This window comes from Sphingomonas sp. SL1004 (assembly GCF_057815015.1).
Genome location: NZ_JBYMUX010000001.1, coordinates 3,601,201 through 3,622,899, shown reverse-complemented (window position 1 = coordinate 3,622,899; position 21,699 = coordinate 3,601,201). Strand labels below are relative to the sequence as shown.

General features: G+C 66.6%; 20 protein-coding genes. 9 read left to right on the top strand and 11 right to left on the bottom strand.

The window, feature by feature from the left end; genetic code table 11:
* Positions 1 to 11 precede the first annotated feature (11 nt).
* The 5 genes from glgC (at position 12) to AC3D24_RS16610 (ending at position 6,897) form a co-directional block, all read left to right on the top strand.
* Positions 12 to 1,271, top strand: coding sequence for a glucose-1-phosphate adenylyltransferase (gene glgC / locus AC3D24_RS16630; RefSeq protein ID WP_489033192.1), 1,260 nt, complete (start codon positions 12 to 14; stop codon positions 1,269 to 1,271).
* A 205-nt stretch (positions 1,272 to 1,476) separates the two neighbouring features.
* A complete protein-coding gene (gene glgA / locus AC3D24_RS16625) occupies positions 1,477 to 2,922 on the top strand; it encodes a glycogen synthase GlgA (protein WP_489032254.1) in 1,446 nt (481 codons plus the stop codon).
* Positions 2,919 to 4,538, top strand: coding sequence for an alpha-D-glucose phosphate-specific phosphoglucomutase (locus AC3D24_RS16620; RefSeq protein ID WP_489032253.1), 1,620 nt, complete (start codon positions 2,919 to 2,921; stop codon positions 4,536 to 4,538). The genes glgA and AC3D24_RS16620 overlap by 4 nt, the downstream gene beginning before the upstream one ends.
* Entirely contained in the window at positions 4,538 to 6,067 is a 1,530-nt protein-coding gene (treA, locus tag AC3D24_RS16615; RefSeq protein WP_489032252.1) for an alpha,alpha-trehalase TreA, read from the top strand. The genes AC3D24_RS16620 and treA overlap by 1 nt, the downstream gene beginning before the upstream one ends.
* Positions 6,064 to 6,897, top strand: coding sequence for an HpcH/HpaI aldolase/citrate lyase family protein (locus AC3D24_RS16610; protein WP_489032251.1), 834 nt, complete (start codon positions 6,064 to 6,066; stop codon positions 6,895 to 6,897). The genes treA and AC3D24_RS16610 overlap by 4 nt, the downstream gene beginning before the upstream one ends.
* 139 nt (positions 6,898 to 7,036) lie before the next feature.
* Here AC3D24_RS16610 and AC3D24_RS16605 read toward each other — a convergent pair whose 3' ends face one another.
* Genes AC3D24_RS16605 through AC3D24_RS16585 form a run of 5 tightly spaced genes read right to left on the bottom strand, consistent with a single transcriptional unit; the run spans position 7,037 to position 10,921 of the window.
* The gene (locus AC3D24_RS16605; RefSeq protein WP_489032250.1) at positions 7,037 to 7,300 is read right to left on the bottom strand and encodes a plasmid stabilization protein; all 264 of its coding nucleotides are present in this window, start codon (positions 7,298 to 7,300) and stop codon (positions 7,037 to 7,039) included.
* A 48-nt stretch (positions 7,301 to 7,348) separates the two neighbouring features.
* Positions 7,349 to 7,930 (bottom strand): ABC-type transport auxiliary lipoprotein family protein, encoded by a 582-nt coding sequence (locus tag AC3D24_RS16600; RefSeq protein WP_489032249.1) that lies wholly within the window; start codon positions 7,928 to 7,930, stop codon positions 7,349 to 7,351.
* Between the two features lie 8 nt (positions 7,931 to 7,938).
* On the bottom strand, positions 7,939 to 8,904 hold the full coding sequence (locus AC3D24_RS16595; protein ID WP_489032248.1) for an MlaD family protein: 966 nt from the start codon (positions 8,902 to 8,904) through the stop codon (positions 7,939 to 7,941).
* The gene (locus AC3D24_RS16590; RefSeq protein ID WP_489032247.1) at positions 8,904 to 9,812 is read right to left on the bottom strand and encodes an ABC transporter ATP-binding protein; all 909 of its coding nucleotides are present in this window, start codon (positions 9,810 to 9,812) and stop codon (positions 8,904 to 8,906) included. The genes AC3D24_RS16595 and AC3D24_RS16590 overlap by 1 nt, the downstream gene beginning before the upstream one ends.
* The gene (locus tag AC3D24_RS16585; protein ID WP_489032246.1) at positions 9,812 to 10,921 is read right to left on the bottom strand and encodes an ABC transporter permease; all 1,110 of its coding nucleotides are present in this window, start codon (positions 10,919 to 10,921) and stop codon (positions 9,812 to 9,814) included. Before AC3D24_RS16585 ends, AC3D24_RS16590 begins: the two co-directional genes overlap by 1 nt.
* Positions 10,922 to 10,983: 62 nt before the next feature.
* On the opposite strand from AC3D24_RS16585, the gene AC3D24_RS16580 reads away from it, so the two are divergent.
* The gene (locus tag AC3D24_RS16580) at positions 10,984 to 11,730 is read left to right on the top strand and encodes an HAD family hydrolase (RefSeq protein ID WP_489032245.1); all 747 of its coding nucleotides are present in this window, start codon (positions 10,984 to 10,986) and stop codon (positions 11,728 to 11,730) included.
* A gap of 378 nt (positions 11,731 to 12,108) precedes the next feature.
* On the opposite strand, the gene AC3D24_RS16575 is transcribed toward AC3D24_RS16580, so the two are convergent.
* From AC3D24_RS16575 to AC3D24_RS16565, 3 genes are all read right to left on the bottom strand, one after another.
* Complete coding sequence (locus AC3D24_RS16575) at positions 12,109 to 13,377, bottom strand: DUF445 domain-containing protein (RefSeq protein WP_489032244.1); 1,269 nt, start codon at positions 13,375 to 13,377, stop codon at positions 12,109 to 12,111.
* A 147-nt stretch (positions 13,378 to 13,524) separates the two neighbouring features.
* A complete protein-coding gene (locus AC3D24_RS16570; RefSeq protein ID WP_489032243.1) occupies positions 13,525 to 16,746 on the bottom strand; it encodes an efflux RND transporter permease subunit in 3,222 nt (1,073 codons plus the stop codon).
* Between the two features lie 4 nt (positions 16,747 to 16,750).
* Positions 16,751 to 17,953, bottom strand: coding sequence for an efflux RND transporter periplasmic adaptor subunit (locus tag AC3D24_RS16565; RefSeq protein ID WP_489032242.1), 1,203 nt, complete (start codon positions 17,951 to 17,953; stop codon positions 16,751 to 16,753).
* 257 nt (positions 17,954 to 18,210) lie between these two features.
* Here AC3D24_RS16565 and AC3D24_RS16560 point away from each other — a divergent pair, with 257 nt between their 5' ends.
* The gene (locus AC3D24_RS16560) at positions 18,211 to 18,942 is read left to right on the top strand and encodes an SIMPL domain-containing protein (RefSeq protein WP_489032241.1); all 732 of its coding nucleotides are present in this window, start codon (positions 18,211 to 18,213) and stop codon (positions 18,940 to 18,942) included.
* A gap of 195 nt (positions 18,943 to 19,137) precedes the next feature.
* Here AC3D24_RS16560 and AC3D24_RS16555 read toward each other — a convergent pair whose 3' ends face one another.
* From AC3D24_RS16555 to AC3D24_RS16545, 3 genes are all read right to left on the bottom strand, one after another.
* Positions 19,138 to 19,395 carry a GlsB/YeaQ/YmgE family stress response membrane protein gene (locus AC3D24_RS16555; RefSeq protein WP_056484797.1) on the bottom strand — a complete coding sequence of 86 codons (258 nt, stop codon included), beginning with the start codon at positions 19,393 to 19,395 and terminating at the stop codon, positions 19,138 to 19,140.
* A 104-nt stretch (positions 19,396 to 19,499) separates the two neighbouring features.
* A complete protein-coding gene (sciP, locus tag AC3D24_RS16550; protein ID WP_056061087.1) occupies positions 19,500 to 19,799 on the bottom strand; it encodes a CtrA inhibitor SciP in 300 nt (99 codons plus the stop codon).
* 103 nt (positions 19,800 to 19,902) lie between these two features.
* Positions 19,903 to 20,130 (bottom strand): hypothetical protein, encoded by a 228-nt coding sequence (locus AC3D24_RS16545; protein ID WP_489032240.1) that lies wholly within the window; start codon positions 20,128 to 20,130, stop codon positions 19,903 to 19,905.
* Positions 20,131 to 20,324: 194 nt separating this feature from the next.
* Between AC3D24_RS16545 and mnmA the strand changes: the two genes are divergently transcribed.
* Entirely contained in the window at positions 20,325 to 21,434 is a 1,110-nt protein-coding gene (mnmA, locus tag AC3D24_RS16540; protein ID WP_489032239.1) for a tRNA 2-thiouridine(34) synthase MnmA, read from the top strand.
* Between the two features lie 14 nt (positions 21,435 to 21,448).
* The gene (locus AC3D24_RS16535) at positions 21,449 to 21,697 is read left to right on the top strand and encodes a UvrB/UvrC motif-containing protein (protein ID WP_489032238.1); all 249 of its coding nucleotides are present in this window, start codon (positions 21,449 to 21,451) and stop codon (positions 21,695 to 21,697) included.
* Positions 21,698 to 21,699: the final 2 nt, after the last annotated feature.

The window sequence follows — 21,699 nt, the reverse complement described above, 5'->3', positions numbered from 1 at the left end:
AGACGGACATGGTGGAACGGCGGGGACAGCCATTGGCGCGCGACGCGATGGCGTATGTGCTGGCCGGCGGCCGCGGCAGTCGCCTGATGGAACTGACCGATACGCGCGCGAAACCCGCGGTGTATTTCGGCGGCAAGGCGCGCATCATCGATTTCGCGCTGTCCAACGCGATCAACTCGGGCATCCGCCGGATCGGCGTCGCGACGCAGTACAAGGCGCATTCGCTGATCCGCCATCTGCAGAGCGGCTGGAACTTCCTGCGCTCGGAACGCAACGAGAGCTTCGACATCCTGCCCGCCTCGCAGCGCATCAGCGAATTCCAATGGTACGAGGGCACCGCGGATGCCGTGTACCAGAACATCGACATCATCGAGAGCCACGCGCCCGAATACATGGTCATCCTGGCCGGCGACCACATCTACAAGATGGATTACGAGCTGATCCTGCAACAGCATTGCGAGACCGGCGCGGACGTCACGATCGCCTGCCTCGAAGTGCCGCGGATGGAGGCGGTCGGCTTCGGCGTGATGGCCGTCGACGAACACGACAACGTCACCGCGTTCGTCGAGAAGCCCGCCGATCCGCCCGCGATCCCCGGCAACCCGGACATCGCGCTGGCGTCGATGGGGATCTATGTCTTCCACACCAAATTGCTGTTCGACGAACTCCGCCGCGATGCGGAAACGCCCGGATCGTCGCGCGATTTCGGCAAGGACATCATCCCGTACCTCGTCAAGCACGGCAAGGCGGTCGCGCACCGCTTCTCCGACAGCTGCGTGCGCTCGGGGCTCGAGGTCGAGGCCTATTGGCGCGATGTCGGCACGGTCGACGCCTATTGGGAGGCGAATATCGACCTCACCGATGTCGTGCCCAAGCTCGACCTCTACGACCGAAGCTGGCCGCTCTGGACCTATTCGGAGGTCACGCCACCGGCCAAGTTCGTCCACGCTGACGACGGTCGCCGCGGCGAGGCGGTGTCGTCGCTGGTCTCGGGCGACTGCATCATCTCCGGCTCCTCGATCCACCGCAGTCTGATCTTCACCGGCACCCGCGCGCACAGCTATTCCATGCTGGATCAAGCGGTGATCCTCCCGCACTGCGTGATTGGCCGCGGCGCGCGGTTGTCGAAGGTGGTGGTAGATCGCGGCGTGGAAATTCCCGACGGCCTGGTGGTCGGCGAGGACGCCGAATCCGACGCCCAACGCTTCCGCCGCACCGACAACGGCGTAGTGCTCGTAACCAAATCCATGATCGACCGGCTAACCGCGTGATGACGAACACAAATCCTCCCCGGCACGGGGAGGGGGACCGTTCGCCATCGGCGAAGGGTGGAAGGGGCTCACCGCGAGCGCACCGGGTGCGACCGCAAGCGTACCGCCTTCGAGCATACCGTCTGCAACCGCGCGCGTACCGTTTGCGGAAGCCCCCCTCCACCATGCGATGCATGGTCCCCCTCCCCGTGCCGGGGAGGATTTGATGCGCGTCCTGTCCGTCGCCTCCGAAGCCTATCCCCTCATAAAAACCGGCGGTCTCGCAGACGTGGTCGGCGCGCTCCCGTCCGCGCTAGCGCCGCATGACGTTATGCTGACCACCTTCCTCCCCGGCTACCCCGCCCTCGCAGCCGTCACCAAGCGCGCGAAAGTCGTCCACCGCTACACAGACCTGCTCGGCACCGAAGCCCGCATCCTCAAGACGAAAATCGGCGATCAGCCCCTGCTGGTCCTCGACGCCCCCGCGCTGTTCGCCAGAGGCGGCGGCCCGTACGGCGACGCGACCGGCGCGGACTGGTCCGACAACTGGCGCCGCTTCGCCGCGTTCAGCCGCGCCGCCGCCGATCTCGCCTCTGGCGCCGTCCCCGGCTACGCATTCGACATCCTCCACGCGCACGACTGGCAGGCAGCGATGGCCCCCGCCTACCTCCGCTACGCCCCCGGCCCCGCCAAACCCGCCAAGACGGTCGTCACGATCCACAACATCGCGTTCCAGGGACGCTATGGCCACGACATCTTCGCCGACCTCGCGCTCCCCGACGAAGCCTTCGCGCTCGACGGCGTCGAATATTACGGCGGCGTCGGCTTCCTGAAAGCCGGGCTCGAAGCCGCCGACGCGATCACCACCGTCAGCCCGACCTACGCCGCAGAAATCCGCCGCGGCGAGTTCGGCATGGGCCTCGAAGGCCTCATCAACGACCGCGCCGGCCGCGTCACCGGGATCGTCAACGGCATCGATCCCGCCGTCTGGAACCCCGAGACCGACGCGTCCCTCCCCGCCCGCTACACGGCCCGCACGCTAGCCCGCCGCCGCACCAACAAGCGCGCGATTGAAACCCTGTTCGGCCTCGACACCGGTGACGGCCCGATCTTCACCGTCATCAGCCGCCTCACCTGGCAGAAAGGCATGGACGTCCTCGCCGGTTCGCTCGACGAACTCGTCGCACTCGGCGGCCGTCTCGCGCTGCTCGGCTCGGGCGACACCGCCCTGGAACTCGCCTTCCTTGCCGCCGCCGAACGCCACCCCGGTCGGATCGGCGTCCGCATCGGTTATGACGAGCCTGTCTCGCACCTGCTGCAAGGCGGTGCCGATGCGATCCTGATCCCGTCGCGGTTCGAACCCTGCGGCCTGACGCAACTCTACGGCCTCGCTTACGGCTGCATTCCCGTCGTCGCGCGCACCGGTGGTCTTGCCGACACCGTGATCGACGCCAACGAAGCCGCGATCGCCGCGGGCGTCGCCACCGGCATCCAGCACGACGGCGTCACGCCGGAAGCGCTCAGCCACGCGCTGCGCCGAACGATCGCGCTCTATGCACGCCCCGATCGCTGGGCCATGTTGCAGCGCAACGCGATGCGCGCGGACTTCTCGTGGGACGAGAGCGGCCGCCGCTACGCAAACCTCTATTCAAGCCTCCTGGAACCCGCATGATCCGCACCGTTTCGACCACGCCGTACACCGACCAGAAGCCCGGCACGTCCGGTCTGCGCAAGAAAGTGAAGGTCTTCCAGCAGCCCAACTACGCCGAGAATTTCGTCCAGAGCGTGTTCGACGTGGTGGCGGACAAGACCGGCGCGACGCTGGTGATCGGCGGCGACGGTCGCTTCCTCAACCGCGAAGTCATCCAGGTCGCGATCCGCATGGCCGCGGCGAACGGCTTCGGCCGCGTCATCGTCGGCCGCGGCGGCATCCTGTCGACCCCCGCCGCGAGCCACATGATCCGCAAGCGTGGCGCGATCGGCGGCCTCGTCCTCTCTGCCAGCCACAACCCCGGCGGTCCCGACGAGGATTTCGGGATCAAGTACAACACCGCCAATGGCGGCCCCGCCCCCGAGTCCGTGACCGACGCGATCAACGCACGCACGCTCGAGATCGATCGCTGGCTGACCGTCGATGCCGACGATATCGACCTCGACATCGACGGCGAAGTCACCGTCGGCGCGATGCCCGTCGAGGTGGTCGATCCGGTCGAGGACTACGCCGCGCTCATGGAAACGCTGTTCGACTTCGACGCGATCCGCGGGGCAAAGCTGACGATGGCATTCGACGCGATGAGCGCAGTCACCGGGCCGTACGCGACCGAGATCCTCGAACGCCGCCTCGGCTTTGCGGCGGGCACGGTCCGCAACGGCGAACCCCTCCCCGATTTCGGCGGCCACCACCCCGATCCCAACCTCGTCCACGCCCACGCCTTGTACGAGACGATGATGGCGCCCAACGCCCCCGATTTCGGCGCGGCCTCGGATGGCGACGGCGACCGCAACCTGATCATCGGCAGGCACCGCTTCGTCACCCCCTCGGACAGCCTCGCGATGCTGGCCGCCAACGCGCACCTCGCGCCCGGTTACGCAGGCGGCCTCAAGGGCATCGCCCGTTCGATGCCGACCAGCGCCGCCGCCGACCGCGTGGCTGAGGCCTTGGGCATCCCAGCCCACGAGACGCCGACCGGCTGGAAGTTCTTCGGCAACCTGCTCGACGCCGGCATGGCGACGATCTGCGGCGAGGAAAGCGCCGGTACCGGCTCCGACCATGTCCGCGAGAAAGACGGCCTGTGGGCGGTCCTCCTGTGGCTCAACATCCTCGCGGTCCGCGGCGACAGCGTCGACACGATCGCGCGCGATCACTGGGCGAAGTTCGGCCGCAACTATTACGCCCGCCACGATTACGAAGGCGTCGAGACCCCGCGCGCCGACGCGTTGATGGCCGCGCTTCGTGCAAGCCTCGCCACCCTCCCCGGCCAGCAGTTCGGCGACCTCACCGTCGAGACCGCGGACGAGTTCGCCTATACCGACCCGACCGACGGCTCGATCAGCCGCAACCAGGGCGTCCGCATCCTGTTCGCAGGCGGCAGCCGCGTCGTGTTCCGCCTGTCGGGCACCGGCACCACCGGCGCGACACTGCGCGTCTACCTCGAACGCTACGAGCCGGTCGGCGGCGACCTTGACCGCGACACCGGCGAGATGCTCGCCAGCATCGTCGCCGCCGCGGAAACGATCGCAGGCATCGCCGAGCACACCGGCCGCACCGCGCCGGACGTCGTCACCTGATGCGTCGTTACGGCCTGCTCGCGCTCTCGTCGTTGCTGGTCGCGGCCTCGCCCGCGCCGCGGTCCCCCGCGCAACTATTCGGCCCGCTCTACAAGGCGGTGCAAATGCGCGGGCTGTTCCCGGATTCGAAGACCTTCGCCGACGCGACGCCCAAGCGGCCGGCGAAGGCCATCATCGCCGACTATGCGAAATGCCGCTGCGATACACATCCGGCGCTTCGGCAGTTCGTCGCGGCGAACTTCACGATCCCGACCACGCCCGCCGCGCCGCCATCGTCCGAGCGGCTGACACTGAAGGCCCATATCGACGCGCTCTGGCCGCAACTCACACGCACCCAGACGAGTGTCCCCGCAGGCTCCTCTGCGCTGACCCTGCCGAAGCGCTACGTCGTCCCCGGCGGCCGTTTCCGCGAGATGTATTACTGGGACAGCTATTTCACGATGCTCGGCGTCCAGCGCTCCGGGCGGCAGGATCTGGTCGAGGACATGATCGTCGATTTCGGCAGCCTGATCGATCGCTACGGCCACATCCCCAACGGCACGCGCACCTACTATCTCAGCCGTTCGCAACCGCCGTTCTTCTACCTGATCGCCGGCCTCTCGCGCGATCGAAAGACACTCGCTACCCGCACCCGCCAGCTCCGCGCCGAACACGCGTTCTGGATGGCCGGCGCCGAGACGCTCAAGCCCGGCCAGCAATCGCGCCGCGCGGTCCGCCTCCCCGACGGGGCGCTGCTCAACCGCTACTGGGACGACCGCGACGATCCCCGCGACGAAAGCTACCGCGAGGACGCGGAGCTCGCCGACCGTACGCCGTCACGCAACCGCGGAGAACTCTTTCGCGACCTGAGGGCGGCGGCGGAAAGCGGCTGGGACTTCTCGTCCCGCTGGCTGGCGGATGGCCGCACGCTCGCGACGATCCGCACCACGCGGTTCGCACCGGTCGACCTCAACAGCCTGATGGTCGGCATGGAGCAGGCGATAGCCGGTAACTGCCGGACGCTCGGCGACACCGCTTGCGCGACGTCCTACACGGCGCAGGCGACCGCTCGCGCCGCCGCGATCCGCCAGCATCTGTGGAACGACCGGTTCTTCGCCGACTATGACCTCGACACGAACCGCCCGAACGACTTCGCGAGCGCCGCAATGGCGTTCCCGCTGTTCGCCAAGGTAGCGACACCGGCTCAGGCGAAGACGACCGCCACCGCGCTCGCCCCGTTCGTCGGCGAAGGTGGCGTGCGAACGACCCTGATCGGCAGCGGCCAGCAATGGGATGACCCGAACGGCTGGGCCCCACTCCAATGGATCGCTATCCAAGGTCTGGCCAGCTACGGCGAGACTGCGCTTGCGGACCGGATCACCAAGGCCTGGCTCGCCTCGGTCGACCGCGAATATCAGGCAAGCGGCAAGCTGCTCGAGAAATACGACGTGGTCGAGCGCAAGCCGGGCGGCGGCGGCGAATATCCCAACCAGGACGGCTTCGGCTGGACCAACGGGGTCACGCGGGCGCTTATGGAGAGCCGCCCGTGACGCGCCGCCGCCGCAGCGCGCTCTACATGCCGGCATCGAACGCGCGCGCCATCGCCAAGGCCCGGACGCTCGATTGCGACGTCGTCATTCTCGACCTGGAGGATGCGGTCGCGCCGGACGAGAAGGCCGCCGCGCGCGACCGCGTCGTCGAGGCGGTGCGCGAAGGCGGGTTCGGCGCGCGCGAACTCGTGGTGCGGATCAACGGCCTCGGCACGCCGTGGTACAATGACGACATCGCTGCGCTACGCGGCACAGGCATCGACGCCGTGCTCGTGCCCAAAGTGTCCTACCCGTCCGATCTGGAGGAAATCCGCACGTCGCTGGGCGAAGCAGGCCCGCCGATCTGGGCGATGATCGAGACCTGTGCCGCAATCCTCTCGCTGCCGGCCTTGTCCCAGTCGGCATCAACTACGCGGCTGACGGCGCTGATCGCCGGCACCAACGATCTCGCCAAGGAAATGCGGTGTCGTCTCGGCCCGGATCGCACGCCGCTGATCCCGGCGCTCGCATCGATCGTGATCGCGGCGCGGGCGGCTGGGATAGTTGCGCTCGATGGCGTCTGTAATGCGCTCGACGACCCGCCGCGGTTTGGTGCGGAATGTGCGCAAGGGGCGATGCTGGGGTTCGAGGGGAAGACGTTGATCCATCCGTCGCAGATCGACGCGGCGAATGCCGGCTTTGGTCCCAGCGACGACGAACTGGCGTGGGCGTGGGCGATCGTCGCGGCCTTCGCCAAGCCGGAGAACGCGGACAAGGGCGCGATCCGGCTGGATGGCCAGATGGTCGAGCGACTGCATCTGGCCGAGGCGGAAGCAGTGCTGGCCCTGTAACCCCTCTCCCCTTGCGGAAGAGGGAGGGCCCGACTGCCGCTTGGCAGTTGGGAGGGTGAGGGGTGTCGTGGAAAAGCCCCTCATCCGACGCTGCCGCGCCACCTTCTCCCCAAAGGGGAGAAGGACAGGAAGACGCGGGCTAGCCCGAAGCCTTCTTCCGTCGGGTTTCCCAACCCTTCCTTGCCGCCGCGGACCGATCGCCACTCCGCGCCGACGCCTGCGTATCGGGCTTCCCCCGACCCGACCCGGACTTGTTGCCCCCGCCCGAATCCTTGTTCACCGTAGCCCACGCACGCGCCTCGGCCTCAGGCTCGGGAACACCCTTTGCTTCATAGCCGTCGGCAATATGCGCGGCCTTGCGCTTCTGCTTGTCGGTATACGCGTCCTTGTCGCCCTGTGGCATCGCAGCTCTCCTCGTCAGAGAGCCTCAACGCTCAGGCCGACACGACGTTCAGCGGCCGATCCAGTCCGCCACTTCGGTCGCGACCTGGTTGGCCGCCTGGTTGATCCCCGCCGCGGCGGACGTCGCATCGATCGCCGACACCGGCACGCGAGCCTCGAAGCGGCGCTTCTCGACCGACGTCTTGCCGACCCGGGTCAGCGACGCATCGAACGTCACCACAGCCTCGCGGGTCGTCGCATCGAGCCCGAACGACCGCAATTCGCCACCGAGCAACCCGCCCGGATCGCCGATCGACTGTGCCGTCGACAGCACGACCAGCCCGGTCCGCGACGCGACCGTGTCCGACACGAGCCGTGCGAACAGCCGCGCCGGCGGCTCCGCCCATTGCGCGTCGGTGACATAGGCGATCGACGTCGGCGTCGCCTGCACGGGCACGCGCGCGGTCGCGAGCGACTGCGGAACGACCGGCACCTGGATCGTGATCGACTTCGCGGTCGCCGAATCCTGGTTCTGGCCGACCGGCACCGACGAAGAACTCGTCAGCGTCAGCAGCGTGGGCGGCGGTTTCGCGCCGAAGCTGATGCACCCGGCAAGTGGCAGCATCGCGATCAGGATGAGCGGTGTCTTCATGGCGTGCCTCACTTACCCTTGTAATCCGGGAGCTTCTGCTGCCCGATCAGCGAACTTGCACCCTGCTGGTCGACCTTCTCGGCGACCGACGACAATGCCGCCGCGGTCGTCCGCAGGTCGTGGACCAGACGGTTGGCCTCGGGGATGGTCGTTTTCGAGAACGCCTGCAGGCCCGGACGCGCATCGCCGATCGCCGCGTTCAGCGTTTCGGCGCTTTGCTGTGCAGACGTGATCGCCTTGTTCAGGTTCGCCATCGCCGGCTTTACCTCTTCCGACAGCACACCGTTGGTGGTCTGCGCCAGAACGCCGAACTGCTGCGCGGCATCGCCCGCCTGCTGGATCGCCACGCGGGTCTGCGCCAGCGTCGCGGCAATCTCGGGACCACGGTCCGCAAGTGCGTCGGTCAGGCGGTTGGTGTTCTCGAGAATCCCGGCGATCGACGCCTGGTTCTTGTCGGTCAGCAAGCCGGTCAGGCGCTCCGTCAACGTCGACAGACGCTCGAGCAGCTGCGGGGCCGAGTTCAGGATCGCACCCAGCCCGCCCAGCTTGGTCGGGATCACCGGCACGCCATACGGGCATTCGGTCGGCGTCTTCGTTTCGGGGCAGCCGATCGCCGGCGCACCCTTGCGCGCGCCATCGAGCGAGATCTGGCTGACGCCCGTGAAGCCGACGCCCGAGATCGACGCGGTCGTGCCCTGCAGCACCGGCGTCTCGTCGTTGACGCTGATCCGGACGCGGACGAACTGCGGATCGTTCTTCCACAGCGAGATCGTCTTTACCTGTCCCGACGGCACGCCCGAGAACGTCACGGCAGAGCCGCGCGCGAGCCCGTCGACCGACTGGCGGAAGAAGATGTCGTATTCCTTCTCTTCCTTGCCGCCGATCCGCGCGATCCACACGGTGAACAGCGCCAGCAGGGCCAGCAGGATCAGCACGACGGCGCCGACTAGGACGTGGTTCGAACGGGTTTCCATCAGCGCGTCCTTGCTTCTTTCTCGGCGTATGTCGCGTCGGCGTCGTCCGGCGCGGACTGCTTGGACTGGACCTCAGTAGGGTGTCGGGCTGCTTGCTCGTCGGCGCGCTCGTGCGCCTCCTGCGTCGCGACCGCGGCACGGCCGCGGGGCCCCTTGAAATATTCCTCGATCCACGGGTGATCGAGCGCGATCAGTTCGTCGATCGTGCCAACCGCGATGACCTTCTTGTCGGCCAGCACCGCCACCCGGTCACAGATCGCGTACAGCGTATCCAGATCGTGCGTGATCAGGAACACCGTCAGGCCCAGCGTCTTCTGCAACGACTGGGTCAGCCCGTCGAACGCAGCAGCACCGATCGGATCGAGCCCCGCGGTCGGCTCGTCGAGAAACAGGAGCTCCGGATCGAGAGCGAGCGCGCGGGCAAGGCCGGCACGCTTCTTCATGCCGCCCGAAAGCTCGGCGGGAAACTTGTTTGCCGCATCCGCCGGCAAGCCCGTCATCACCACCTTGTACGACGCGATCTCGGCGAGCAGCGCCGGCGACAAATCCGGATAGAATTCGCGCAACGGCACTTCGACGTTCTCGGCCACCGTCAGCGTCGAGAACAGCGCACCGCCCTGGAACAGCACGCCCCAGCGCTTGCGGATCTCGGTCGCCTCGGTCTCTTCACGGCCGATATTGGGCTCGCCGAACACCGTGATCTCACCCGCGACCGGAGTCTGCAGGCCGATGATCGAGCGCATCAGCACCGACTTGCCGGTACCCGAGCCACCGACCACGCCGAGGATCTCGCCGCGCCGCACGTCGAGGTCGAGCCCCTCGTGCACCACGGAGTCGCCGAACGCGTTCTTCAGCCCCTTCACGGAGATGATGAAGTCGTCGGCCTTGGTGTCGTCCTTGCGGGGCATCAGTCCCAGCCTAGCCATGTGAAGAATACCGCGAAGAACGCGTCGAGGACGATCACCAGGAAGATGCCCTGAACCACCGCCGAAGTGGTGCGCAGGCCAACCTGTTCGGCGTCCGATTCGACCTGCATTCCCTGGAAACAGCCGGCGATCGCGATGATCGCGCCGAACACCGGCGCCTTGATCAGCGAGATATAGAGATCGGTGATCGGCACGACTTCGCGAATCCGCGCGATGAAGGTGACCGGCGGTATACCAAGCTGGACCCAGCAGAGCAGGCCACCGCCGATGATCGCGATCACCGACGCGTAGAAGCCGAGCAGCGGCATCATCACGATCGCGGCCAGCACGCGCGGCAGCACCAGCGCCTCCATCGGCGACACGCCGATCGTCCGCATCGCATCGATCTCTTCGGTCAGTTTCATCGTGCCGAGCTGTGCCGCGAACGCCGAGCCCGAACGCCCCGCGACCATGATCGCGGTCATCAGCAGGCCGAGTTCGCGGATCGTCAGGCGGCCGACGAGGTTGATCGTGAACACTTCGGCGCCAAACTGACGCAGCTGGACCGCGCCCTGCTGCGCGATGACCATGCCGATCAGGAAGCTCATCAGCCCGACGATGCCGAGCGCGGCCACCCCGACCACCTCGAACCGCTGGACGACGGCGTTGAACCGGAAACGGCGCGGATGACGGATGACGCTGCCGAACGCGATCGTGGTAGAACCCAGAAACGCGAGCAGGCCGAGCATCGTCTTGCCAGTGATGACCACCGCATCGCCGATCTCGCCGACCACGCGACTGATCGCGTTCACCTTGACCGGTCGGACGGCAACCGGCTGATCCGAAGCGACGACCTGGTCGAACAGCGCCTGCCCATCCTCGTCGAGCCCGGCGATCGTCGCGTCATTGCGGGCGGCGAAGCGGTGGACGACCCAGGCGCCTATCGTATCGATCCGGTCGACACCGCTGAGATCGACATGCTTCACCGAAGACGCATCGACGGCCTCGAGCCGATCGGGCAAATTGCCGATCTTTGCGAGCGACAGATCGCCGGTAAAGCGAAGCGTGCCGGTATCGGCACCGTCCTGCTGAAAATCGGCCATCGCGCTCATCGGGTTCCCCTTTGCGGCAAAGTGACTGGATCGGCAAGATGAATGCGGCGTAAGCAACGATGATGACTTTTTCTTCACCCCCCCCTTCTGCCGCAGACGCCCCGCCATCGCCCTCCCGGCCAAACGCGTCGCTGGTCCGTCTCGCGATCTACGACATGGACAAGACCATCACGCATGCGCCGACCTGGACGCCGTTCCTGCTCCATACGGCCCGGCGCGGCGGCGCTCCGTGGCGGCTGGCGCTGGTACCCTTCGCGGGCGTTGCGGCGCTCGGTTATGTCGGCAAGCTGATCAGCCGGGGACGCCTGAAATATGTGATGCAACGGATGATGCTGGGGAAACGCATGTCGCTGGCCGAGGAACGGCGCGCGGCGGACGCATTCGCCGACCGGATCATGCGCGACGGCGTGTTCGCGAGTGCGCGGACGCAGATCGAAGCGGACCGTGCCGCGGGGTACCGCCTCGTGATGGCGACCGCGTCGTACCGGTTTTATGTCGAGGCGATCGCCGAGCGACTTGGCTTCGACGCGGTGATCGGAACGGAGAGCGTGCGCGACGCGGACGGCGTCCTGCTGGCGGGGATCGAGGGCGAGAATTGCTACGGCCCGGCGAAACTGCGGATGATCGAGGCGTGGATGGCGCGCGAGCAGATCGACCGGAGCGCGGCGCATGTGCGGTTCTACTCCGATCATGTTTCGGACGCGCCGACCTTTGCGTGGTCGGACGAGCCGTTTGCGGTGAATGCGCATGGGCCTTTGCGGTTGCTGGCGAAGGCCAAGGGTTGGGCGATGCCGGATTGGGAGCGGTAGGTGCAGCGTCTGCTTCTGCGACAGGAATAGGATCGCAATTTCGGACACGTTGCACCAACACCACCCCGGCGGAGGCCGGGGCCCAATTGGGAAACGGTACTGATAATCGTTGCGCGCCGTTACTGTGACCTTGCCAATTGGGCCCCGGCCTTCGCCGGGGTGGTGAACTTGAGCCAGAGGCCGCACCGCTGTGTTCTCCCGCGAACGCGACAAGGCACCCTTCCCCTCTACCCTCCGGGGAGAGGGAGGGGCCCGCGCGCTCTTGCGCGTGGGAGGGTGAGGGGCTTGAGGCTATGGCGCGCGCCCAACCACCCCTCACTCTCCCGTCGCCTACGGCTCCTCCTTCCCTCTCCCCGGAGGGTAGAGGGAGACGCGCGCCTACAGCAGCACATCCACACTGTGGATCACCAACCCCACCAGCCCGCCGACGATCGTCCCGTTGACGCGGATATATTGCAGGTCGCGCCCGACCGCATTCTCCAGCCGCCGCGTGATCGTGTTCGCATCCCAGCTGCGTACCGTCTCCGATACGAGCTTGACGATGCCGTCGCCGTAATCCGCCGCGGCTCCCACCGCCGCGCGACGCACGAAGCGGTTGATCGTCCGCGACATGCGCGGGTCGTGCTGCAAGGTCTCGCCGAGCTGGCGGAGGATGTCGCCGAGCTTGCCCGCCATCGCCCGCTCCGGATCGCGCGCGATCGCGAGCAGCGCGCCGCGTGCCTGTTCCCACAACCCATCGAGCCAGCGCTGCATCGCCGGATTGTCGAGCAGCTCGTTCTTCATCGTCTCGACACGCTCGCGCATGCGGCGGTCATATTGCAGGTCCCAGGCAAGCCGATCGAGCCCCTCCTCCGCTTTCAGCCGCAGCGGATGTTCGGGATCCTCCGCCATCTCCGCTAGCAGTCGGTCGAACCCACTGATGAGCTTGTCCGCGACGGTCGTGTCGAGCCCGGTCCAGCGCAGGATCGAACCGGCCTTGTCATGGACCATTGCGCGGACGAGGTGATCGTTCGCCGCCAGCGTCTTCGCCGCCCAGCGGATCGCGCTTTCGAGCAACGGCGCGTGGCGGCGCTCAGCGATCGCAGCCTTCAGAAGCTGTCCCAGAATCGGCGAAACTTCGGTCTGGCGCAGGCGCGTGCCGATGCCGGCCTTCACCATGCCGCCTAACCGCGCCGGATCGAGCCCTTCCAAGACCTGCGCCACCAGCCGCGATGCGCCCTGGCGAAAACGGCCCCCTGCTCCCTCCGGTGGATCGGTCAGCCAGCGCGCGATCGCGCCGGCCACGTCGAGCCGGCGGGTCCGCCGGGCAACGACGACGGGAATCAGGAAATTATCGCGGAGAAACTGCGCCAGCGTATCACCGATCCGATCCTTGTTGCGCGGCACGATCGCGGTGTGGGGGATCGGCAGGCCGAGTGGGTGACGGAACAACGCCGTTACCGCGAACCAGTCGGCCAGACCGCCGACCATCGCTGCTTCGGCAAATGCGCGGATAAAGGCGAATGCGGGGTGGACCGACACCAGCGCACGGCTGACGAAAAACGTCGCCGCCATGAACACGAGCAGTCCGGTCGCAACTACCCGCATGCGGACCAGCGCGGCCGGGGCAGCTTCGCCGACCGGGCGCGTACGGGAAGAAACAGTCATACCCGAAACAATCCGCGAGCGCGGGGATAGTTCAGTCGCGCCGGCACCAAGTGCGATTCGACCAAGCCCGTTCGCGCTGCATGACGTCGAAGGGTCGCCCCGAACCGGGGTGCTTCGACGGCGCTCAGCACGAACGGGGAAAGCGCGTCATTCCGCCGGCTGCGTGCCGTCGCCAAGCTTGGGCGTTGCCGGCCCGAGCCGGGGCCCCGATGGTCCCGCCAGCCCGATAACCTCGCTGCCATCGTCACCGGGACGATAGGTCAGCAGCCGGCTGCCGAGCCGCGGCCCGATATACCGTTCGATGCCGACCGCCAGGCTGAACGCCGCCGGGACGATCAGCAGCGTCAGGATCGTCGACAGGACGAGCCCGCCGATCACGACGATGCCCATCGGCGCGCGCCACGATCCATCGCCGCCGATCGACAGCGCGGTGGGGATCATGCCGGCGACCATCGCCACCGTGGTCATCACGATCGGCTGCGCACGCTTGTGGCCGGCATCGACCACCGCGGTCCAGACGTCGATGCCCTTGCCCATCTCCTCCAGCGCGAAGTCGATCAACAGGATCGAATTCTTGGCGACGATGCCGAGCAGCATGAGGATACCGATGAACACCGGCATCGACACCGGATTTCCGGTCGCCCACAGCGCCAGCAATCCGCCAAGCGGCGCCAGCAGAAGCGAGCCCATGTTGACGAACGGCGGCAGCGCGCGGCGGTACAGCAGCACCAGCACCGCGAAGACGAGGAACGTACCGGCGATCACGGCGAGGATGAAATTGTTGATCATCTCCGCCTGGAACTTCGACTGGCCGAGCACGAGCTTGTTCACACCGGTCGGCAGGTTCATCATCGTCGGCAGCGCATCGATCTGCTTCTGCGCGACACCCGAGACGATGCCGGGCGCGAGATCGGCACCGATCGTCAGCTGACGCTGTTGATTGACGCGATCGATCTTGGTCGGGCCGGAGCCGAGCGTGATCTCCGCCACCAGATTGAGCGGCACCGATCCGCCCGACGCGGTCGACACCGGCAGGTTCTGGATCGTCGAAAGCTCGCTGCGCGCACCCTGATCGAGCGCCACGCGGATCGGGATCTGGCGATCGGAGAGCGAGAACCGCGCGGAATTCTGGTCGATGTCACCCAGGGTCGCGATGCGGATCGCCGACGACAGCGCCTGCGTGGTCACGCCCAGGTTCGCGGCGAGATCGAAGCGCGGCTTGATCACGATTTCCGGGCGCTGCAGATTGCCCGCGACCCGCGGTGCCACCAGACTCGGCAGGCGCGACATCTCGGTCACGATCTTCTGCGCCGTCGCATCGAGCAGCTTGGGATCGTCGCCGCCAAGCGTCACGCTCATGTCGCGCGTGCTGCCGCCCCAGCCATTCTGCGAACGGAACGAGACGCGTGCATCGGGGATCGCGGCGAGCTGGGGCGCGAGATTACGCTCGAACTCCGTGCTCTTCATCTTGCGATCGTCCTTCAGCGTCGCAGTGACGCGTCCGGAATTGACCGACCCGTTGGCTCCGCTGCGTGCATAGACCGATTGCACGTCGGGCTGCGAGCCGATCAGCGCGGCGACCTTGGTCACCACCGCTTCGGTCTGCGACAGCGTCGTGCCCGGCACCATGTCGATCACCGCCATCGAGGTGTCGTTGTCCTGCGCCGGCTGGAACGTCATCGGCAGCACGCCGAACATCACGATCGTCATCAGGAACGCGAACACGCCGAGCCCCAGCACCCAGAAGCGGTGGTCACGGAACCGGCCGGTAAAACGGTGGAACCCGCCGCGCGCCGCCGAAGCCTTGGCCTTGCCCGTTTCCAGCGTCCATTTCAGCGTGGCCATATAGCCGTCCATCAACACGCCTTCGCCGTGCGTCGCAGGCCCCGCGGACTTGAGGAAATAGGCGGCGAGCATCGGTGTGACGAGGCGCGCGACCGCGAGGCTCATCAGCACCGAGGCAACGACCGTGAGGCCGAAATTCTTGAAGAACTGCCCCGAGATACCCGGCATCAGGCCGACCGGCAGGAACACCGCGACGATCGCCATGGTGGTTGCCAGCACCGCGAGACCGATCTCGTCGGCGGCATCGATCGAGGCCTGGTACGCGGACTTGCCCATCCGCATGTGCCGGACGATGTTCTCGATCTCGACGATCGCGTCGTCGACCAGCACGCCCGCGACCAGGCTGAGCGCAAGCAACGTCATCTGGTTCAGGTTGAAGCCGAGCAGGTCCATGAACCAGAACGCCGGGATCGCCGACAGCGGGATCGCGAGCGACGAGATTACCGTCGCACGCCAGTCGCGCAGGAACAGGAACACCACGATCACCGCGAGCACCGCGCCCTCGATCATCGCGTGGATCGCGCTCTCATACTGCATCTCGGTGTATTTGACGCTGTTCGAGCGCAGCACGAAATGCACGTTCGGATTGCGCTTTTCCATCGCCGCGAGCTTCTTCACCGCCTCGTTGAAGACGGTGACGTCCGACGAGCCCTTGGAGCGCTGGAAATCGAAGCTGATCGTCTGGCGACCGTCGATCGCGGCACGGCTGCGCTGTTCGGCGTAGAGATCGCGGACCTGCGCGATGTCGGCCAGTCGTACCGTCCGGCCATTGCCGACGTTGATCTGAGTCTGCGCGAGCGCGACCGCGTCCTTGGCGTTGCCGAGCACGCGGACCGACTGTTCGGAGCCGGCGATCTCGGCGCGGCCACCCGCGGCGTTCAGATTGACCTGGCGAAGCTGGGCGTTGACCTGGCTCGCGGTGAGGCCCTGGCTCTGCAGCTTGAGCGGATCGAGGATGACGCGGATTTCGCGGCTGACGCCGCCGTTGCGATTGACCGCGGCCATGCCCGGCACCGACAGCAGTTCCTTGGCGACGTTGTTGTCGATGTACCAGCTGAGCTGTTCGACCGTCATGTCCTTGGCGATCACCGAGTAGCTGGCGAGATCGTTGTCGGTGGTGTTCGCGCGGAACACCTGCGGCTCGAGGATGCCCTCGGGCAGGTCGCTGCGGATCTGCGCGATCGCGTCGCGGACGTCGGTGACGGCGCGGTCGATCGGCGTGCCGATGCTGAGCTGGACGACGGTCTGCGACTGGCCTTCGGTGACCGTCGAATTGATCTCGTCGATGCCCTGGATCGAGCGCACTGCCGCCTCGACGCGCTGCGTGACCTGCGTTTCGAGCTCGGTCGGCGCCGCACCCGGCTGGTTGATGACGACGATGGCGATCGGGAAATCGATGTCCGGATCGTTGTTCACGTCCATCCGCATGAAACTGACGACACCCGCCAGCGTCAGCGCGAGGAACAGCACGATCGGCGGCACCGGGTTGCGGATCGCCCAGGCCGAGATGTTGCGGAAGTTCATGACCTCAGCTCGCCTTTTGCGGGAGGGACTTCGTGACCGGCTTCACCTTCTGGCCGGGGGCGAGGAAGCCGCCCGCGGACAATACCACGCGCTCCGTACCGTCGAGCCCGCCCAGGATCGTCACGCCGGCATCGGAAACCTGGCCGATCATGATATCGCGCCGGACCACCTTGTCATTTGCGCCGACGACATACACGAAACTGCCCTTCTCGTCGCTCTGCAGCGCCGAATCGGGGAGCAGCGGTGCCTGGCTCGCACCACCGACGATCGTCGCCGCGGCGAAACCGCCCGGCCGCAGCGCCGGATCATAGGCCACCGCGATCCGTGCGATGCCCTGGCGGCTCTGCGGATCGATCACCGGCGACACCTGCCATACCTGGCCGGGAAACCCTTGCGTCGTGCCGACCGGCACCACGGTCGCGCGCGCACCGGCATGGAGCCCTGCAAGATCCGCCTCGCTCAATTGCGCGCGCATCTCCATCTGGCCGTCCGCCGCCATGCGGAACAGCACGCCGGTGCCCGCGCCGACGACCTGACCCGATTCGACACCGCGCGTGAGGACCAGCCCCGCGGCGGGCGCCCGGATATCGAGCCGGCCGTTGCGCGCCCGCGCCTCGCCGAGCGTCGCCTGCGCCACCTTCACGCGCGCCGCGGCGGCATCGCGAGTCGCCGCCTTGCGCTGGAGATCGGCCTTCGAGATGAACCCGCGATCGACCAGCTGCTGGGCGCGATCGAGTTCGGCCTGTGCGATCGTCTCGTCCGAACGTGCGACGCTGACCGAGGCGGCCAGCGACGCCGCGGTCTCGGTCTGGACCGAGCGGTCGACCGTCGCCAGCACCTGGCCGGCCGATACCCACTGGCCCGGCTCGACCAGCACGCGGGTGATCATCCCGCCCTCGCCCGCGACGCCGACCGGCATTTCGCGACGCGCCGCGATCGTGCCGGTGGCGGAAATCGTGCGATCGATCGTCTTGCGACCGGGCACGACTACGGAGACGGTCGGCACCTGCTCGACCACCGGGCCGGCCGCGGCATCCTTCTTGCCGGACTTGAACGCGAACACCGCGGCGGCGATCGCCAGCACGACCAGGACGGCGATGATGATAGTGCGGCGACGATGCGACGGTACGCTATAGTCGGGCAGCGCCAGCTGGTCGTCGCTCTCGCTGGCGCCACTGTGACCGGCCATCTTCGTCTCGTAATTCATGCGCGTCACAATCCCAATTTCGACCGGTCTTGTCTCGACCCGCACCATCGTTCGCAAGCTGTGTTATCTGAATAAGTCACCGTGCTCAAGCCCCCCGACCAACGCAGGCCGGAGACATGCTTCGAATCCGATCCATTCGCAATGATGTTCGAAGAGTTTCGGCCGGCGTTTAGGGCTACAGGTTTCCGCGACCGTTCAGCTTGCGTTGACGTCATCTGCGCGACACGCGGTGGCATCGTTCCCCGGGAGAGATATCCATGAAGACCGCCGTGTTCCTTACCGCGCTTGCCGCCGTCGCGCTGCCGGGCGCCGCCGCCATCGCCCAGACCGCGCCGACGACTGTCGAGCCGATGGTCCCGGCCGCCGGCACCGTGCTCGACGTCACCGCCGAGGGCCGTACGACTCGCGTCCCCGATCTGGCGACGATTCGCGCCGGCGTCGTCTCGCAGTCGACGACTGCCGCCGCCGCGCTCACCGACAATGCGCAGCATATGGCGAAGGTGCTGGCCGCGCTGAAGCGTGCCAACGTTGCACCGCGCGATATCGCCACGTCCTCGGTGCAGTTGGCGCCGCAATATCGCTATGCGGACAATCAGCCGCCGGTGATCACCGGATATCAGGCGACAAACACCGTCTCGATCCGGTTCCGCGACGTGGCCAAGTCCGGCACGATCCTCGATGCGCTGGTGGCGGAGGGCGCCAACCAGATCGACGGGCCGAACCTGTCGATCGACAAGCCCGAGGCGGCACTCGACGAAGCGCGGACCGATGCGATCGCACAGGCCAAGCGTCGCGCCGACCTCTACGCCAAAGCAGCGGGGCTGCGCGTGTCGCGGATCGTGTCGATTGCCGAGTCGGGCCAGGATGCGGGTGGCTCGCCGCAGCCGATGTTCATGGCGCGCGCGGCGATGGCCAAGGACAGCACGCAGATCGCGCCGGGCGAGAAGGACGTGACGGTGACGCTGTCGGTGCGGTTCTTGCTGAACTGACCCCTTGCTTCGTCACCCCGGACTTGTTCCGGGGTCCACCGTTCCGCGAAATCTACGGGCAGAGGATGCGCGGAACGGTGGATGCCGGAACAAGCCCGGCATGACGGAAGAGCCATGCTCCGTCTGTACCGCGCACGCGAAAAGGGCCGCCCGGTTGCCCGGACGGCCCTTTCAATTCGCGTCGGAAGCGAACTCTTAGCGAACGCTACCGCGACGCACGAGGTTCACGATCGCGAGCAGGACGATGGCGCCCAGCAGCGACACGATGAACGAGGTCAGCGTGAGCGGTGCGTTGTTGATCGAGCCACCCGACAGGATCAGGCCGCCGATGAACGCACCGACGATGCCGACGATGATGTTCAGGAAGATACCCTGCTGCGCGTCGGTGCGCATGATCATGCTGGCGATCCAGCCGATGACGCCGCCGATGATCAGCCAAAGAATGAGACCCATGATATTTTCCCTCCGTTGAACCCGTATCCGGGCGATGGCGGAAAGACGAGCGAGCGGTTATTTTTGTTCCGCCCGCGTTTTGAATCTGGTCCAGGTTTTGCCGATCAATACTTTTGTTGGCGTTCGTACAATGACTTATAGTGTTGAATGCGCGTCACCCGGAGACCGGGCATGCCGGAGCGATCGATCGCGCGTTGCCAACCGGCGAATTCCTCGACCGTCAGGCCGTAGCGCGCGCAGACATCATCGACGCTGAGAAGACCGCCATTGACGGCAGCGACCACCTCGGCCTTGCGGCGCACCACCCAGCGCGTCGTGCTCGGCGGCGGCAGGCTGTCCAGGGTAAGCTGCTCACCAAGCGGCCCAATGACCTTGCCGGGACGAATCTTCTGGTTCTCGATCATTTGAAACCTCTGGTCGGGGCGGGGGGCCCCCTCTCGATACGCACACACGACACATAGTCGCAGGGTTTGAAGATCGGCTGAAACGCCGCGGTAAACAGCATCTTCATTCGTCCTTCCACCGGGTTAAGGCCGCCGCCATCGGCCCATTGAACGCACCGTGCAGCGGCTCGAACAGCTTCGGATCAATCGTCGCGCGGGCAAAGCCGGCCTGTACCGCCGCGGTCGGGCTCGCCGCCTGCCGGGCGGCGATACCGACGATCAGGACGGCCAGATCACCGGGGAGAGCGGTAATCTCTGCGTCACGATCGAAACGGGAAAAACTCAGGTCCAACGGGATACTCGCACAACGTCTGGGAAGCCCGGTCTAGCGCGAGGGGGTGAAGGGACCGTAAAACTCGGCGAAAGAGTTCGTGAACTTGTCGCTTTTTTCCAATCGCCGGTCGCGTTTTTCAACCATTTCGGCTTGATCGACGTTAACGAATGCATCTTTTTGCAACCGGATGCCGTGCCGCTTATATGACGTGCATGGATCAGACCGATTTTCAGCTCGGGCCAGATATGGCCGGAAAGCGCATCGTCGTGGCGATGTCGGGGGGCGTCGACAGCTCGGTCGTCGCAGCGCTGGCGCATGCCACCGGTGCCGAGACGATCGGCGTGACGCTGCAACTCTACGATCACGGCGAGGCGGTCGGTCGCGCCGGGTCGTGTTGCGCGGGCCGCGATATCCGCGATGCGCGTGCGGTGTGCGACCGGCTCGGGATCGCGCATTACGTGTTCGATCACGAAACCAGCTTTCGCGAGCAGGTGGTGGACAAGTTCGCCGACGAATATCTCGCGGGCCGGACCCCCATCCCTTGCGTCCAGTGCAATATGGGGCCGAAATTCACCGACCTGCTGAAGCTCGCGCGGGACCTCGGCGCCGACTGCCTCGCGACCGGGCATTACGTCCGGCGGGTCGAGGGCGTGCACGGCGCCGAACTCCACCGCGGCGCGGATCCCGCGCGCGACCAGAGCTATTTCCTGTTCGCGACCACGCAGACGCAGCTCGACTATCTGCGTTTTCCGCTGGGTGGCCTGCCGAAAGCACGCGTGCGCGAGATCGCGGCAGAGCTAGGGCTCGGCGTTGCCGCCAAGCCGGACAGCCAGGACATCTGCTTCGTGCCCGATGGCGATTATGCCGGGCTGGTGAAGAAGCTGCGGCCCGAAGCGGCCGAGACCGCGGGCGACATCGTCGATCTTGGCGGCGCGAAGCTCGGCGAGCATCGTGGGCTGATCCACTTCACCGTTGGCCAGCGCCGCGGCCTGGAGATCGGCGGCAGTCCCGAGCCGCTCTATGTCGTCCGCGTCGAACCCGAGACGAAACGCGTCGTCGTCGGCCCCCGACGCGCGCTCGCGGTCGGGGCGGCGCGGATGACCGATATCAACTGGTTGGGCGGCGACTTCACCGGGCCGCTCACTGCGAAGGTTCGATCGATGGCCAAACCCGTCCCTGCTCGCCTGGTCGGCGACCGGGTAGTGTTCGATGCGCCCGAATACGGCGTCGCCCCCGGCCAGGCGGCGGTGCTCTATGCCGGCGAGCGCGTGCTTGGCGGTGGCTGGATCGCGGAGACCGAGGCGGCACTCGCCGCCGCCTGACGCGTTGAGGCGGCATGGATATCGAAACCTTGCGCCGCCAGATGGAAGCCGCCGCCGCCGCGATGGACTTCGAGACGGCGGGCAAGTTGCGCGATCAGATCAGCGTGTTGCGCGGTGGCGGCGAGGTCGCGGACACGGCTGGGCTGACCCGGCAACAACCGGGTGCGATGGGACTCGGCACCAGCCAGCAGCGCATGACGCCGCCGCCAGGCTGGGTAAAACCGAAAAAACCCGATCCGATGACCAGGGGGCGCAAGCGGTAATC

Bases quoted from the DNA above. Each gene is read 5' to 3' on its own strand.
- glgA (WP_489032254.1), top strand. From the start codon at position 1,477: ATGCGCGTCCTGTCCGTCGCCTCCGAAGCCTATCCCCTCATAAAAACC.
- AC3D24_RS16620 (WP_489032253.1), top strand. From the start codon at position 2,919: ATGATCCGCACCGTTTCGACCACGCCGTACACCGACCAGAAGCCCGGC.
- treA (WP_489032252.1), top strand. From the start codon at position 4,538: ATGCGTCGTTACGGCCTGCTCGCGCTCTCGTCGTTGCTGGTCGCGGCC.
- AC3D24_RS16605 (WP_489032250.1), bottom strand. From the start codon at position 7,300: ATGCCACAGGGCGACAAGGACGCGTATACCGACAAGCAGAAGCGCAAG.
- AC3D24_RS16600 (WP_489032249.1), bottom strand. From the start codon at position 7,930: ATGAAGACACCGCTCATCCTGATCGCGATGCTGCCACTTGCCGGGTGC.
- AC3D24_RS16595 (WP_489032248.1), bottom strand. From the start codon at position 8,904: ATGGAAACCCGTTCGAACCACGTCCTAGTCGGCGCCGTCGTGCTGATC.
- AC3D24_RS16590 (WP_489032247.1), bottom strand. From the start codon at position 9,812: ATGCCCCGCAAGGACGACACCAAGGCCGACGACTTCATCATCTCCGTG.
- AC3D24_RS16585 (WP_489032246.1), bottom strand. From the start codon at position 10,921: ATGAGCGCGATGGCCGATTTTCAGCAGGACGGTGCCGATACCGGCACG.
- AC3D24_RS16580 (WP_489032245.1), top strand. From the start codon at position 10,984: ATGACTTTTTCTTCACCCCCCCCTTCTGCCGCAGACGCCCCGCCATCG.
- AC3D24_RS16575 (WP_489032244.1), bottom strand. From the start codon at position 13,377: ATGACTGTTTCTTCCCGTACGCGCCCGGTCGGCGAAGCTGCCCCGGCC.
- AC3D24_RS16570 (WP_489032243.1), bottom strand. From the start codon at position 16,746: ATGAACTTCCGCAACATCTCGGCCTGGGCGATCCGCAACCCGGTGCCG.
- AC3D24_RS16565 (WP_489032242.1), bottom strand. From the start codon at position 17,953: ATGAATTACGAGACGAAGATGGCCGGTCACAGTGGCGCCAGCGAGAGC.
- AC3D24_RS16560 (WP_489032241.1), top strand. From the start codon at position 18,211: ATGAAGACCGCCGTGTTCCTTACCGCGCTTGCCGCCGTCGCGCTGCCG.
- AC3D24_RS16555 (WP_056484797.1), bottom strand. From the start codon at position 19,395: ATGGGTCTCATTCTTTGGCTGATCATCGGCGGCGTCATCGGCTGGATC.
- sciP (WP_056061087.1), bottom strand. From the start codon at position 19,799: ATGATCGAGAACCAGAAGATTCGTCCCGGCAAGGTCATTGGGCCGCTT.
- mnmA (WP_489032239.1), top strand. From the start codon at position 20,325: ATGGATCAGACCGATTTTCAGCTCGGGCCAGATATGGCCGGAAAGCGC.
- AC3D24_RS16535 (WP_489032238.1), top strand. From the start codon at position 21,449: ATGGATATCGAAACCTTGCGCCGCCAGATGGAAGCCGCCGCCGCCGCG.